This is a genomic window from Stappia indica (genome assembly GCF_020177335.1).
In the GTDB taxonomy this organism is placed as follows: domain Bacteria; phylum Pseudomonadota; class Alphaproteobacteria; order Rhizobiales; family Stappiaceae; genus Stappia; species Stappia indica_B.
Genome location: NZ_JAIVMG010000008.1, coordinates 22,533 through 36,365, shown reverse-complemented (window position 1 = coordinate 36,365; position 13,833 = coordinate 22,533). Strand labels below are relative to the sequence as shown.

The 13,833-nt window shown below is 66.4% G+C and carries 13 protein-coding genes; 10 read left to right on the top strand and 3 right to left on the bottom strand.

Going from position 1 to position 13,833, the window contains the following annotated elements; genetic code table 11:
- Positions 1-9: 9 nt before the first annotated feature.
- Entirely contained in the window at positions 10-1,332 is a 1,323-nt protein-coding gene (locus LC062_RS11990) for an acetamidase/formamidase family protein (protein ID WP_224911270.1), read from the bottom strand.
- Positions 1,333-1,502: 170 nt separating this feature from the next.
- Complete coding sequence (locus LC062_RS11985) at positions 1,503-1,967, bottom strand: Lrp/AsnC family transcriptional regulator (RefSeq protein WP_224911269.1); 465 nt, start codon at positions 1,965-1,967, stop codon at positions 1,503-1,505.
- Positions 1,968-2,072: 105 nt separating this feature from the next.
- Between LC062_RS11985 and LC062_RS11980 the strand changes: the two genes are divergently transcribed.
- The 10 genes from LC062_RS11980 to LC062_RS11935 all read left to right on the top strand — a co-directional run bounded on the left by LC062_RS11980 (position 2,073) and on the right by LC062_RS11935 (position 12,912).
- The gene (locus LC062_RS11980; RefSeq protein ID WP_224911268.1) at positions 2,073-3,533 is read left to right on the top strand and encodes an aminotransferase class V-fold PLP-dependent enzyme; all 1,461 of its coding nucleotides are present in this window, start codon (positions 2,073-2,075) and stop codon (positions 3,531-3,533) included.
- Positions 3,530-4,882 carry an MFS transporter gene (locus tag LC062_RS11975; protein ID WP_224911267.1) on the top strand — a complete coding sequence of 451 codons (1,353 nt, stop codon included), beginning with the start codon at positions 3,530-3,532 and terminating at the stop codon, positions 4,880-4,882. Before LC062_RS11980 ends, LC062_RS11975 begins: the two co-directional genes overlap by 4 nt.
- Before the next feature lie 39 nt (positions 4,883-4,921).
- A complete protein-coding gene (locus tag LC062_RS11970) occupies positions 4,922-6,397 on the top strand; it encodes an NAD(P)-binding domain-containing protein (RefSeq protein ID WP_224911266.1) in 1,476 nt (491 codons plus the stop codon).
- Positions 6,394-6,876, top strand: a complete 483-nt coding sequence (locus LC062_RS11965) for a hypothetical protein (protein ID WP_224911265.1) — start codon at positions 6,394-6,396, stop codon at positions 6,874-6,876. Before LC062_RS11970 ends, LC062_RS11965 begins: the two co-directional genes overlap by 4 nt.
- On the top strand, positions 6,873-7,460 hold the full coding sequence (locus LC062_RS11960) for a peroxidase-related enzyme (RefSeq protein ID WP_224911264.1): 588 nt from the start codon (positions 6,873-6,875) through the stop codon (positions 7,458-7,460). Before LC062_RS11965 ends, LC062_RS11960 begins: the two co-directional genes overlap by 4 nt.
- Positions 7,461-7,688: 228 nt before the next feature.
- A complete protein-coding gene (locus LC062_RS11955; protein WP_224911263.1) occupies positions 7,689-8,813 on the top strand; it encodes an NAD/NADP-dependent octopine/nopaline dehydrogenase family protein in 1,125 nt (374 codons plus the stop codon).
- Positions 8,814-8,863: 50 nt separating this feature from the next.
- Entirely contained in the window at positions 8,864-9,970 is a 1,107-nt protein-coding gene (locus LC062_RS11950; protein ID WP_224911262.1) for an ABC transporter substrate-binding protein, read from the top strand.
- An 82-nt stretch (positions 9,971-10,052) separates the two neighbouring features.
- Positions 10,053-11,042, top strand: a complete 990-nt coding sequence (locus LC062_RS11945; protein WP_224911261.1) for an ABC transporter permease — start codon at positions 10,053-10,055, stop codon at positions 11,040-11,042.
- The gene (locus LC062_RS11940) at positions 11,039-11,830 is read left to right on the top strand and encodes an ABC transporter permease (RefSeq protein WP_181760859.1); all 792 of its coding nucleotides are present in this window, start codon (positions 11,039-11,041) and stop codon (positions 11,828-11,830) included. The genes LC062_RS11945 and LC062_RS11940 overlap by 4 nt, the downstream gene beginning before the upstream one ends.
- Positions 11,827-12,912 carry an ABC transporter ATP-binding protein gene (locus LC062_RS11935; RefSeq protein ID WP_224911260.1) on the top strand — a complete coding sequence of 362 codons (1,086 nt, stop codon included), beginning with the start codon at positions 11,827-11,829 and terminating at the stop codon, positions 12,910-12,912. The genes LC062_RS11940 and LC062_RS11935 overlap by 4 nt, the downstream gene beginning before the upstream one ends.
- A gap of 90 nt (positions 12,913-13,002) precedes the next feature.
- On the opposite strand, the gene LC062_RS11930 is transcribed toward LC062_RS11935, so the two are convergent.
- Complete coding sequence (locus LC062_RS11930) at positions 13,003-13,833, bottom strand: 4'-phosphopantetheinyl transferase family protein (RefSeq protein WP_224911259.1); 831 nt, start codon at positions 13,831-13,833, stop codon at positions 13,003-13,005.

Sequence of the window (13,833 nt, the reverse complement as noted above, 5' to 3'; positions counted from 1 at the left end):
GCGTCCGGCTCAAAGGCCGTATTGTTCGCGCGCGTAGTCGCCGAGGCCGACCGCATCGAGCTTGGCGAGCGGCGCCAGGAAGGTCACCTGGATCACGCCGGGCGCCCGGCCGATCTCGATCGCGCCGTTGATGGTGGCCCGGTTGCGCACCTCGGGCACGGTGACGCCAAGCAGCTTCGCCGCGCGGGCGAGACCGTTCTCGATGGCATCGTTGAGGTTGGCCGCCGTACCGATCACCGAAATCGGCGCCAGCGGCTCCATCTCCGACACACCCCATTTCGCGGCGAGACGCTGCCCCTTGGCCTTTTCCTCCTCCGAGAAGGGCCGAGCGAGCGGCGGCAGGTCCTCAAGCAGCGGGAACAGCACCGGCCCGTCGAGCGGATAGTTCTTCACCACCTCGACCTGCAACGTCACGCTGCCGGCGACATCCATGGTGTGCCCGGCAATCTCGCCATCGCCCTGGCCGGCGTGCATGTCGCCCATGTAGAGCCCCGCGCCCGCTACCTTCACCGGCGCGACGAGGATCGCACCGGCGCGCACCGCGTCGATGTCCATGTGCCCGTCGGTCTTGTGCTCGGCCAGTTCCTCCGCCGTGATGGCGTAGTCATGCGGCGCGCCGACAAGGAAGGCGCCGAAGTCGCCGGCGTTGTGGCTGTCCGGCATGGCCTTGGACGGGCAGGTGCCGAGCTGGCCGAGGAAGGGGCGCATGCGCACCAGCGTGCCCGGCATGTCGGCGGGCGCGTAGGTGAGGATCGAGTGCTGACGGCTTTCGTCCGGCAGCGCCGCATAGTGGTTGGCATCGCGGGCGATGGTCTCCGCCGCCGCCTGCGGCAGGGTCAGACCGACCGTGCGGGTGTCGTCGAAGGTCACCGTATAGCCATGCTCCACCTCGAAGGGCTTCACCGCATTGCCGCAAACGTCGCATTTCACCGCGTCCTGGCCGATGCCCTCCACATGGGTTTCCGGCCAGACCGTATCGCAGGTCGGACAGCGCGCGGCCACATAAGGATCGCCGAGGCAAAAGCCTTCCGGCGAGGTGTCATGGCCGGATGCGGTGGCGATCGAGGTGACGGTGATGTCGCGAATGCGGATCGCCAGCCCGTCGCCGGGCTCGGCGCCCTCGACCCGCACCGGCCGCGTGACCTCATGGCCGCCGCGCAGGCGCGGCGTGATCATCGGCCCCCAGCAGCCCGGCGCGGTGTTGGCGATGACGGTACCGCCATCCTCGACCGGCCCAAGCATCTCGCCGTTCGGATCGAGCACACTGTTGGTGAACCCCTGAACCAGCAGGCTGCGCCGTGCACCCGGCGCCGTCTTCATTCCGTCGGCCATGTCCGAACTCCTGTTATTGAAGCGTCCAACCAATGACTTATGCAGCCTCCGGCGTTCGTCCAAGTCCCCCGACCGCTTCGGACCGGGAGCCGACCGGATGACGTCGCGCCTTTCGCCAACCGCCCTCATGCGGCATGTCGTCACGGCACGGGCGGAGAGCACGCACCGTCTCACGCGAGCGGAATCGGCCGCTGCTCCTCGATCGCCTCCATGGCGAAGAAGGAGGTGACGGTCTCCAGCTCCACCTCGTCGATCAGCCGCTTGTAGACCTCGTCGTAGCTGACCATGTCGCGGGTGATGATCTTCAGCAGGTAGTCGTATTCGCCGCCGATCCGGAAAAAGTCGATCACTTCCGGAATGGTGGAGACATGCCGCCGGAAGCGTTGCAACCAGCTTGCCGAATGGTGCCGCGTCTTGACCATGACGAACACCACCAGCCCCGCCTGCAACTGGTTCCGGTCCAGCACCACGGTCCTGTGCCGGATGATGCCCGCTTCCTCCAGCGCCTTCAGGCGTCGCCAGCAGGCGTTCTGCGACAGACCGATCCGCTCGCTGAGCGCCCGTTGCGACTGGGCGGAATCCCGCTGCAGCTCCTCCAGGAGGCGGCGGTCAAAATGATCGAGTTTATGGGTCATTCCTCGATCATATGATCGAATTTTTTTAAATCCAAGAGTGATTTATGTGAAAATACCTACGTATTTGATGTCAAACTATCGGAAAGTTTCAGCCTCGGAGCCCGAATGTCCCCTCTTTCCGATTTTCTCCAGTCCCTTCGCCAGCCGGATATCCGAGAGCGGATCCGCGACGGTTTGATTGGCGACGGTGTGCCGATCGACGGCCCGTTCGGCGAAAAGCCGCTGCTTTATGCCGATTATGTCGCCTCGGGGCGGGCGCTGGTGCAGGTGGAGGACTTCATTCGCGACCGGGTCCTGCCCTATTACGCCAACAGCCACACCCAGGCGTCCTTCTGCGGCAGCTACTGCACACGCCTGCGCGAGGAAGCCCGGGCGCAGATCGCCCGGCTGATCGGTGCCGATGACAGCATGAGCGTCGTCTTCACCGGCTCCGGCTCCACCGCCGGTATCAACCGGATCGTCGGCCTGCTCGACATCGCCGCGATCACCGCCGGCGGCGGGCGCGCGGTGGTGCTGATCGGCCCCTACGAACACCATTCCAACCTCTTGCCCTGGCGCGAAAGCGGCGCCGAGGTCATCGAGATCCCGGAGGCCCCGGAGGGCGGGCCGGACATGGCCGCGCTGGAAGGCGCGCTCACCAGCGCTGCCGGAGCGGAGCTGATCGTCGGCGCCTTTTCCGCCGCCTCCAATGTCACCGGCATCCTCACCGATGTGGACGCGGTTACCCGCTGCCTGAAGCGCCATGGCGCGCTGGCGATCTGGGATTTCGGCGCCGGCGCGCCCTACATGCCGATGGAGATGAAGCCCGGCACCGATGCGGAGCGTGACGCCATCGTCTTTTCGCCGCACAAGTTCCCCGGCGGCCCGGGCGGCTCCGGCGTCATGGTGGTGCGCGACGCCATCGCCCGCCGCACCCGGCCGACCCTGCCGGGCGGCGGCACGGTCAGCTTCGTCTCGCCCTGGGGCCATGCCTATTCCGCCAATCTTGCCGCGCGCGAGGAAGGCGGCACCCCCAATGTCATCGGCGACATTCGCACCGCGCTTGCCATGCTGGTCAAGGAAGCTCTCGGGCAGGACTGGCTGACCGAGCGGCAGCAGGAATTGCGCCGCCGCGCGCTCGCCGTCTGGTCGCGCAATCCGCGCATCGACCTTCTGGGCAAGGCACCCGCCACCGCGCTGCCGATCTTCTCGTTCCGCGTTCGCGATGGCGCGGACGGACTGGTTCACCACCAGCTTTTCACCCGGCTGCTCAGCGATGTGCATGGCATCCAGGCGCGCGGCGGCTGTGCCTGCGCCGGCGCCTACGCCCATCGCCTGCTTGGTCTCGACCAGGCCCGTTCGGATGCAATGCTTGCCGACATTCGCGCTGGACGCGAAACGGAGAAGCCCGGCTGGGTTCGCCTCAATCTTTCCGCCCTGATGAGCGATGAAAAGGTCGACCGGGTCATCCAGGCTGTGGATGAACTTGCCTCTGTCGCTCAAGATTACATTCCATGCTATCGGGTGGACCCTCGAACCGCCCGGTTCACCCCCGTCGACCAGAGAGAAGCGAGCCTCGTCTCTTGAAAAGTCCCCTGTCGCACCCCGCCTTCCGGACATTGTTCGCCGCGCAGATCTGCTCTCTGCTCGGGGTCGGGTTGCTGACGGTCGCCCTCTCCCTCGCCGCCTATCGAATCGGCGGCGATGCGGCGGGCGGGCGCGTTCTGGGGATGCTGCTGGCGCTGAAGATGGTCGCCTATGTCGGGCTGGCCCCGCTCGCCGAGGGCCTGTTCGCCGGGCGCGACCGCAAGCGGGTGATGGTCGGGCTCGACGCGGGCCGGATGCTGCTTCTGCTGCCGATGCTGCTTGCCACCGAGACCTGGCAGATCGCCGGGCTTGCCTTCGCCTTCTTCGTCTTGGCCGCCGGTTTCACGCCGCTGTTCCAGTCGGTCATTCCGGACGTGCTGCCGGATGAAGAGACCTATACCCGGGCGCTTGCCTGGTCGCGCATCGCCTATACGTTGGAAGCGGTTCTGAGCCCGGTCATCGCCGCGCTTGTCCTGCGGCTGGTGGCACCGGAGACCCTGTTTCTCTTCGCCGCCCTCGCCTTTGCCGGTTCGGTCGGCTTTCTGCTGGCGACCGCCTTTCCCGTCACCGCTGCCGTTGCCCCCGGCGTCCGCTTTCTGGCACGCGCCGCCAAGGGCCTCAGGATCTACCGCCGCACGCCGCGGCTGCGCGGATTGTTTCTCCTGAACCTTGCCCTGTCGCTTGCCATGGCCTGGGTGTTGGTGAACACGGTGATTTACGCCAGCCGCCGGTTTGGCGACGCGCAAACCCTCTACCCGCTGCTGATGGCCTGTTACGGCGGCGGCGCGGCGCTTGGCGCCGTGCTGGTTCCCCGCCTTGTCGAACGCCGGTCCGAGCGATCGAGCATGCTGATGGGCGTCTTCGGCTTCGCCGCGCTCGGTGCCGGCTTCGCGCTATTGCCGCCGGTCGCCACCGTGCTTCCCTTCGCCGCCCTTCCCTTCGCAGTCTGGGCCGGGTTCGGCCTGCTGTCGTCGCTGGTGCTGACGCCCGGCGGGCTGGTGATCACCCGCTCGTCCAACCGGGAGGACCGGGCCTCGGTCTTCGCCGCGCAGTTTTCCCTGAGCCACGCCGGCTGGCTGCTGGCCTATCCGCTGGCCGGATGGCTCGCCAGCCGGATTGCCCTTGAAACCACGCTTTTCATCCTGTGCGGCCTCGCCGCGCTGGTGGCGCTGGCCGCCACCCGCGTCTGGCCGGCGCATGATCCGCTGACCCGGCCGCACGCACACCCGGAGTTGCCGCCCGACCATCCGCATCTGCGCGAGGCACCGGCCTCAGGCTCCGATCACCGTCACAGTCATGTCTACCGCATCGACGATCTCCACCCCTGCTGGACACCGATGCACGGCTGACATGATCCCCATCCCATCGCAAGAGCGAGTCCCCAGCCCATGACCCCTCAGCCCACGACCAATGCATCTCCGATCGACGGCCTTGGCCTTTCCGCCCTTGAGGCGCGCCTGCGCGAGGACCTTGCGTTTCTCTGCTACCCCGGCAAGGACTGGGTCCCGCGCAAGGACGGGGTGAGCGACGTCATCATCATCGGCGGCGGCATGTGCGGCATGGTCGCCTGGCTCGGTCTGATGACCGGCGGCGTTCGCAACATCCGGGTGCTCGACCGCAGCCCCGCCGGCTTCGAGGGCCCCTGGCTCAACTACGCCCGGATGGAGACGCTGCGCTCGCCGAAGGAGCTGACCGGCCCGGCCTTCGGCCATGGCGCGCTGACCTTCCAGGCCTGGTACCGGGCACAGTTCGGCACCGACGCCTGGCGCGAGATGGACAAGATCCCCCGCCCGATGTGGATGGATTACCTGCGCTGGTACCGCAAGGCGCTCGACATTCCGGTCGAGAATGGCGTCTCCGTGGATCGGGTCGAGCCGGAAGGAGATCTTCTGCGCCTGCATCTGTCGGGTGCCGAAGAAGCCTCGATCCTCACCCGCAAGCTCGTGTTCGCCACCGGCCGCGACGGCACCGGCGAGCCCAACATTCCCGGCTTCGTCCGCGACTTGCCGCGCCGACTCTGGGCCCATAGCGCCGATGCCATCGACTTTGCCGCCCTCAAGGGCAAGCGGGTCGCCGTCGTCGGCGTCGGCGCCTCGGCGGTGGACAACGCCGCCGAAGCCCTCGAACACGGCGCGGCGGAGGTGCGTCACCTCATCCGCCGCAAGCAGATGCCGACCATCAACAAGATGATGGGCATCGGCAGCTTCGGCTTCACCGCCGGGTTCGGCGAATTGCCGGACGAATGGCGCTGGCGCTTCATGCAGTACTCGTTCAAGACCCAGACCCCGCCGCCGCATGGCTCGACCAAGCGGGTCAGCCGTCATCCCAACGCCTATTTCCACTTCGGCAAGGGGGTGGCCGCCACCCGCGAGGTGAACGGCGCGGTGCGGATCGACTTCACCGATGGCACTTCTTACGAGGCGGATTTCCTGATTCTGGGCACCGGCTTCACCGTCGATCCGCTGTCGCGGCGCGAGTTTGGCGCGGCAGCAAGCGACATCCTGCTGTGGGAGGATGTCTACACCCCGCCGGAGGGCGAGGAATCCGCCGACCTCGGCCGTTTCCCCTATCTCAATCCGGATTTCACCTTCCGCGAGAAGCAGCCGGGCACGGCCCCCTGGCTCGGCAATGTCTACTGCTTCAACTACGGCTCCTCGGCGAGCCTCGGCAAGGTCAGCGGCGACATTCCCGGCGTTTCGGAAGGCGCCGCCTGGCTCGCCCGGGCCATGGCCGCCACCCTTTATGCCGAGGACGTCGACACCCATTGGCAGGCGATGCTCGACTACGACACCCCCGAGCTGAAGGGCGATGAATGGCAGCCGAGCGAGCTGAGCGAGACCGCGACTGAAGGACAGGTTGCATGAGCATCTTTGAGACGACGGCGCTGAGCGTCGCCGGCATTGCCGCTGAGACCGCCACCGGCGCGGCGGCCGCGACCCGGGCCAACATCATGGAGATGACCCAGGCGGCGGAAGAGGCCGTCCTCGCCCCCGAGGACACCGGCGCCTTCCCGCATGAGCTGCGCGCCGCGCTCGCCGCCCGGGTGGCCCGGCTCAACGGCGACAACGCCCTGGCCGGGCGCTATCTGGCGAAGGCCGGGACCTTCGCCGGCCTTGCCGACACCGGGACCGACGGCAGCGCCGAGGATCTTGCCGCGGTTGTCGGGTTCTTCGACAAGGTCGCGGCGCGCACCGCCGATGTTGCCGCCGAGGATATCGCCGCGCTTCAGGCCGCTGGCGTTTCCGATGCCGACATCGTCCGCCTGTGCGAGCTCAACGCCTTTCTCGCCTATCAGATCCGGCTGATCGCCGGTCTGCGGCTGATGCAGGGAGACGCGGCATGACGCGCATCGTCCACAAGTTCACCCGCAGCGTTCCGGACTGGCAGCCGCGCGTCACCCCGGTCAAGCTGGAGGAGGCGACCCCGGAGCAGCTCGACGCGCTCAAGGTCACCCCGTCCAACACCAAGGTCTCGGCCTATGTGCTGACCCTTGCCCATGACGTGGAATCGCTGAAGGTCCGCTCGCCGCTGTTCAACGCGATCATGTACGATCCGGGCGGCATGTCGCGGGCCGAACGCGAGGTCGGCGCCCTGGCCGCCTCCATGGTCAACCGCTGCATCTACTGCGCCGCCGTTCATGCCGACCGCCATGCCAAGCTGGAAAAGAGCACCGAGGTCACCGACGAGCTCTTCCTCAACGGCCCCAACGCCCGATTGTCGCCGCGCGACCGCGCCATCTTCGATTTCGCCGTCAAGCTGGCCAAGGCGCCGCCGGAAGCAGGTGCCGAGGATATGGCGAAGCTGCGCGAGGCCGGCCTGTCGGAGGAGGAGATCCTCGACCTGATCCTGTCCTCGGCGCTGTTCGGCTGGGCCAACCGGCTGATGCACGTTCTCGGCGACCCGGTCGCCAAGACGGCGAAGGCGTAGGTCCCATGCACGCCCCCTGTCTATCAACAGACGCATCACGCATTGCGGCCTACGTAAAACCCCTGATTGGTAGCGCGGGCGTTTCCCGCGCCAATCACGGCTTCCAAGGCTTCTATCGCGTCTTCAAAGGCGTCATTATGCCGCGGAATCGCCCGGGCGAAGTACAAACGGGCCTCATCTGAGACACATCCGGACGGATACGAAACGACCAAGCGGGAGGAACATTTCATGACGAGTGAGGACGCGGCACCGTCCAGAGTCGGGATCGCCGGCGCCGGCTCCATCGCCTTCGCCACCGCCGCGCTGTTGCAGGGCCGAGGCCATCAGCCGATGCTCTGGTCGCCCTCGGGTCAGGGAACCGCCTCGCTCGCCAATGGCGACCCGCTGGTGGCAACCGGTGCGCTGGAAACCACCTTCTCCCCGCGCCTTGCCGCGAGCGCTGCCGAACTGGCGGCCGGCAACGACGTTCTTCTGATCGCCGTGCCGGGCTACGGCCACAAGGCGGTGATGGACGCGCTTGCCCCGCATATCCGCGCCGGCCAGCACATCATCATTTCCTCGCATGCCTCGATGGGTGCGCTCTATCTGATGCGGTTGCTCGCCGAACGCGGCATCGACGCGCCGGTCACCGCCTGGGGCACGACGGCGGTCACCGGCCGCCGCCAGTCCGGCACCGAGGTGACGGTCAACACCGTGCGCAAGCTGATTGACCTGTGCACGGTCCCGGCCAGCCGGTCGGAGGAGGCGCAGGCCGTCTGCCGGCGCCTGTTCGGCGACCGCTTCCAGGCTCGCGACGGGCTTCTGGCGATCTCGCTGTCGAACCTCAACCCGCAGAACCACATGGGCATCGCCCTTGGCAACATGACCCGCATGGAGCGCGGGGAGACCTGGAGCCAGGGCCAGAACGTGACGCCCAATGTCGGCCGCCTCCTGGAGGCGCTGGACGCGGAGCGGCTCGCCATCGCCGAGGCGCTTGGCCTTGAGGTGCGCACCATCTTCGAGCATTTCCACCTGTCCTTCCATGTGCCGGTGGCCTCGATCTCCGAGATGAACCAGCAGATGCACACCGAAGGCAACGGCGGCACCGGCCCGGCGACCGCAGACAGCCGCTACGTCACCGAGGACGTGCCCTACGGCCTCGCGCTGACCGTGGCGCTCGGCGCGCTGGTCGGCCGTCCGGCGACGCTGCACGAAGCCGGCATCCGCATCTTCTCGGCCATGTATGGCCGCGACTTTGCCGCCGAAAACGAATTGCTGACCGCGCTGGATCTCACGCGGTTCAGCCTGGAAGAGCTCCGGCAGGCCGCGCAGACCGGCCGGCTCGACACGACGCCCGTGCAAGAGGCGTGCTGACCCCGATGGCAAGGGCCAATCACAAGAACCGTTCAGAAGGAAAAACCGACATGACCAATCTCTCGCTCAACCGCCGCCACCTGCTCAAGGCCGCCGCGATCGGCTCGGTGGCGCTCGCCAGCCCGGCCTATCTGCGCCGCGCCCATGCCGCTGGCGGCGAGGTCAACATCTGGACCTACAACAACTTCGTGCCGGAGAGCTTCAAGAAGCAGTTCGAGGCCGACACCGGCATCAAGGTCAACGTCCGGCTCGTCGACGACCAGGGCAAGCAGTTCAACCTTCTGGCTGCCGAACAGCCGAACCCGACCGTCGACATCATGACGGTGGCCGGCCACCGCTTCCTGCAGTTCATCGACAGCGACCTGCTGGCGCCGCTCGACACCGGCCGGCTGAAGAACTGGGGCAACATCAACCCCACGTTCTCCGAAAGCGACTGGTCGACGATCAAGGACAACAAGTGGGGCGCGCCGATCCTGTCCGGCATGGAGGTGCTGTCCTACAACACCGACTATGTGTCGGCGGAGGAAGCCCGCACCTGGGACACGCTGTTCTCGGAGAAATACGCCAACCAGACCGCCTATATCATCCAGGACATGATGTCGATCATCATGCTCAAGATGGGTTATGACGGGAACATGGTCGAATACCTCGACAAGCCCGAGGAAGCGGCACGGATCGTCGAGGAAGCCAAGCAGTTCCTGATCAAGCACAAGCCGCTGGTGCGCAAATACTACGATGGCGGCGCGGAAATCCAGCAGATGTTCGTCAACCAGGACATCGTCCTCGGCCATTCCTGGAACGGCCCGGCGGCCGCGCTGATCAACGACGGCTTCCCGCTAGACATGACCATTCCGAAGGAAGGCTCCTACGGCTTCGTCTACACCTACAACATCGCCAAGAACGCGCCGAACGCGGACAATGCCTATCTCTTCCTCGACGCGATCCTGTCGTCGCCGGAGATCGGCGCGGCGATGACCAAGGCCTCCGGCTACATCTCCACCTACAAGGACGCCTCCAACCATCTGACGGACCTGGAGAAGAAGTCCACGTCCTTCACCGATGAGGAACTGTCCACGCTGCAGTTCTTCCGCGCCGAGGCCAACAAGATGAAATACGGCCTGATCGACCCGGCCGTCGAAGCCATCAAGGCCGCCTGACCCTCTGGCTTATCGCTCCAGTTTCCACCCCCGGATCCTTCTTCCGGGGGTGGGTGGTCCGCTTGAGGAGAAAGGGACCCTCATGAGTTATGACGCCGCATCCGCGCGGAACGAGCGCGCTGCGAGCACGTTGCGGCAGGCCGATCGCACCTTCTGGGGGCGCCTCGTCAACTGGTCGCCCTATCGCGCCTTCGCCGGACTGATCGGCGCCTCGCCGCGCCGCCAGTTCCTGATTCTCGCGCTCTTCCCCATTCTCTGGGTGCTGACCCAGCATCTCGGTCCGATGATCCAGATGGTCGGCGTCAGCTTCACCGATGCCTATCCGGTCGCGGCCGGCAAGGAACAACACCTGACCCTCGACAACTACGCCCGCTTCTTCGGCGACAGCATCTTCTGGATGCCGTTCTTCCGCACCCTGTTCTTCGCCGCCACCTTCACTTTCTGCACGCTGATCCTCACCTACCCGGTGGCCTATTACCTGGCCCGGCACGTCAGCCGGAAGAACCAGATGCTGATGCTGCTGCTGTTGCTCATCCCGTTCTGGGTGGGCGAGATCGTGCGCACCTACGCCATCATGATCCTGCTCGGCAACACCGGCGCGGTGAACCTCTTGTTGCGCAGCATCGGCCTGATCGACCGGCCGATTCCCTTCATGTACACCAGCTTCTCCATGGGCATGGGCATCGTCTACCTGACCGCGCTCTACATGCTGCTGCCGCTCTACTCCGCGCTGGAAAAGCTGCCGAAAAGCTACAATGAGGCGGCCGCCGATCTCGGTGCCGGCGCCTGGACCCGCTTCCGGCGGGTCACGCTGCCGCTGACCATCGAGGGCATTTCCTCCGGCTGCACGCTGGTCTTCCTGATCGCCACGGGCTTTTACGCCACGCCGGTCCTGCTCGGCGGTCCGTCCACCACGGTCTTTGCCGAGACCATCGCCGGTTTCTTCCATGTCGCCGGCGACGAGTGGCCCACGGGTGCGGCCTTCGCCACCATCATGTTCGTTTCCGCGCTGATCGTCACCGTGGTGTTCCAGCGGCTGATGAGCGCCTTGCGAAAGGGAGACGTGAAATGAACCGGGGCAACCGCGTTCTTCTCTCCTGCGTCTACTGGGCCTTCGTGCTTTATGTCTTCGTGCCGCTGATCCTCATGGTTCTGGTCAGCTTCAAGGACAGCAAGTTCATCGGCTTCCCGATCCGCTCCTGGACCTTCGAATGGTACACGGGCGTGTTCGCCGACGCGCAGGTGCTCTCCACCTTCGGCTATTCGGTCGTCATCGCCGTGCTGTCGACGGCAATCTCCGTCGTCGTCGGCACCTGGATCGCGGTGCTGCTGGAAGGCCGGCGCTTCTGGGGCCGGGCGGTGATCTTCGGCCTGACCGTGCTGCCGGCACTGGTCCCGGGCATCATCTCCGCGATTGCCTTCCGCATCTACGCGCGGGGCCTTGGCATCGAGCCGGGCATGGGGGCGATCGTCTGGGCCCACGCAGTCCACAACGTGCCCTTCGTGGTTCTCGTCGTGATGGCGCGCCTGTCCACCCTGCCGAAAAGCCAGATCGAGGCAGCGCGCGACCTTGGCGCCGATCCGCTGATCGCGTTCCTGCGGATCACCCTGCCCTATCTGGTGCCCGCCATTCTCGGCGCCTCGATCTTCTGCCTGCTGCTCAGTTTCGACGATTTCGTCCGCTCCTTCTTCCTGGGCGGCTATGAGCCGACCTTGCCGGTTCTGATCTTCGCCAAGCTGCGCTCGGGCATGTCCCCTGAAATCAACGCCATCGCGACCGTGGCGCTCATCCTGACGGCGGTCGTCGGGATCTGGGCCGAACGGTTCACCCGCCGCCTGAAGAAGGAAACCGAAGGATGACCGTTCAAGATCCTCTCGTGCGCATTCAGGGCATTTCCAAGAGCTTCGGTGCGGCCGTCGCGCTGGAAAACCTCGACCTCGACATCGCCCGCGGCGAATTCGTCACCTTCCTCGGCCCGTCGGGCTGCGGCAAATCGACGACGCTGCGCATCCTCGGCGGCTTCCAGCAGCCGGATCGCGGCCGCATCCTGCTCGACGGCGAGGACGTGACGCGGCTGCCGCCGGAAAAGCGCCATGTGAACATGGTGTTTCAGGACTACGCCCTGTTCCCGCATATGACCGTGCGCCAGAACATCGGCTTCGGTCTGGAATTGCAAGGGCTCGACCGCGCGTCGATCAAACGGCGGGCGGACGAGATCATGTCCTTCCTGGAGCTGCAGCCCTTCGCCGAGCGCTATCCGGCGCAGCTTTCCGGCGGGCAGCGGCAGCGGGTGGCGCTGGCGCGGGCGCTGGCGCCCGATCCGGCCCTGCTTCTGCTCGACGAACCGCTTGGCGCGCTCGATGCCAAGCTGCGCGGTCAGGTGCAGCAGGAGCTCAAATCGATCCAGCGGCGCACCTCGAAGACCTTCTTCTTCGTCACCCACGACCAGGAAGAAGCGCTGACCATGTCCGACCGGATCATCGTCATGAACCATGGCCGGGTCGAGCAGGACGGCACGCCGGAGGAGCTTTATTTCCACCCGGCGACCCGCTTCGTCGCCGAGTTCATCGGCGAGACCAACCTGTTGACCGGCAAGGTGCGCGGCGTCGACAGCGATGCCGTGGTGATGGACTGGTTCGGCCAGACCCTGCGCGGCCACGCCCCGGCGGGCGCGCCCCGCGCCGGCGACGCGATCACCGCCTCGATCCGTCTTGAACGGCTCGGCTTTCACGCCCAGCGCCCGGACACGCCGAACGCTCTTCAGGCCCGGGTGGTCGGCAAGACCTTCCTCGGCAGCCGCATGGCGGTCGATCTGGAGGTCGCGGAGGCGGAAGGGGCGCGTCTCAAGGCCTATGTGGACACCGATCTCGGCCAGTCCGTCGGCGAGGCGCCGGTGTGGATCGGCTGGGACACGGACAGCATGGCCGTGCTGCGCGACTGACGCGCCATCGACGCCAGACGCCGGGCCCAACGGGCCCGGCGCTTTCGTGACGGCCGCCTTCTCGGCGCGCGAAACCCGTGATTGCCCCGGCTACAGAAAGCGTCTGCTCAGAGGCAAAGGCCGCCCGCCTCCCAGGGCAACCGCCTCCATGGGCAGGCGGGATCCCCCGCCCGCAGTCAGCTCGCAGGCAAGCGAGACATGCACGCTGTCGAACGCGCCGGAGACGAAGCGCCAGCGCTCCGGCGCCCCCAGTTCCGCATCGTGAAACGCGACCCTCGCAGGCGTGGCGCCGTCGAAGGAGAAGCTCTTCAGCGGTTGCGCGAAGCCCTTGCCGATGGCCTTCACAAAGGCTTCCTTCAAGGTCCACAGGGCGGTGAATTCCGGGCTGGTCCGGTTCTGCGGCAAGGCCCGCAGGCGCTCCGCCTCTTGGCCTGCAAAGAAGCGGTCGGCGATATCGAGCTGGGACCGCGACGGATCCTGTCGTTCCGCATCGATGCCGATCCTGAAGCCCCGGGCGATTGCAGCAGCGACGAACCCGCGCGTGTGGGACAGGGACACCGCGACATCCCGATGCAGATACGGCGAGACGATATGCGGCCGGCCGGCGGCGTCGGCTGAAATTGCCCAGGACCGGGCGGGCGCCTGAAAGGTCCAGCTCAACAGATGCCGCAAGAGCCCGTGGGCAAGCACATACTCGGCGCGCAAGGCGGCAGACCGCAGCACCCCGGCCCGCCGCCGCTCATGCGGATCGAGATCGGCCATCATGCGCGTGACACGCAAAGGCGCCAGATCGCCCAGATCGAGCAGTGCCACCCGCACGAACGGGCGCCGTCCGCGCAATGGCGAGAGCCGCCCGGACGCCGGCCACTCCCCCATCACGCGGCCACCGGCCCCGGTCGGCATGCTGGCGCGATCCCGCAT

Bases quoted from the DNA above. Each gene is read 5' to 3' on its own strand.
- LC062_RS11990 (WP_224911270.1), bottom strand. From the start codon at position 1,332: ATGGCCGACGGAATGAAGACGGCGCCGGGTGCACGGCGCAGCCTGCTG.
- LC062_RS11985 (WP_224911269.1), bottom strand. From the start codon at position 1,967: ATGACCCATAAACTCGATCATTTTGACCGCCGCCTCCTGGAGGAGCTG.
- LC062_RS11980 (WP_224911268.1), top strand. From the start codon at position 2,073: ATGTCCCCTCTTTCCGATTTTCTCCAGTCCCTTCGCCAGCCGGATATC.
- LC062_RS11970 (WP_224911266.1), top strand. From the start codon at position 4,922: ATGACCCCTCAGCCCACGACCAATGCATCTCCGATCGACGGCCTTGGC.
- LC062_RS11965 (WP_224911265.1), top strand. From the start codon at position 6,394: ATGAGCATCTTTGAGACGACGGCGCTGAGCGTCGCCGGCATTGCCGCT.
- LC062_RS11960 (WP_224911264.1), top strand. From the start codon at position 6,873: ATGACGCGCATCGTCCACAAGTTCACCCGCAGCGTTCCGGACTGGCAG.
- LC062_RS11955 (WP_224911263.1), top strand. From the start codon at position 7,689: ATGACGAGTGAGGACGCGGCACCGTCCAGAGTCGGGATCGCCGGCGCC.
- LC062_RS11950 (WP_224911262.1), top strand. From the start codon at position 8,864: ATGACCAATCTCTCGCTCAACCGCCGCCACCTGCTCAAGGCCGCCGCG.
- LC062_RS11945 (WP_224911261.1), top strand. From the start codon at position 10,053: ATGAGTTATGACGCCGCATCCGCGCGGAACGAGCGCGCTGCGAGCACG.
- LC062_RS11940 (WP_181760859.1), top strand. From the start codon at position 11,039: ATGAACCGGGGCAACCGCGTTCTTCTCTCCTGCGTCTACTGGGCCTTC.
- LC062_RS11935 (WP_224911260.1), top strand. From the start codon at position 11,827: ATGACCGTTCAAGATCCTCTCGTGCGCATTCAGGGCATTTCCAAGAGC.
- LC062_RS11930 (WP_224911259.1), bottom strand. From the start codon at position 13,833: ATGCGGGATCGCGCCAGCATGCCGACCGGGGCCGGTGGCCGCGTGATG.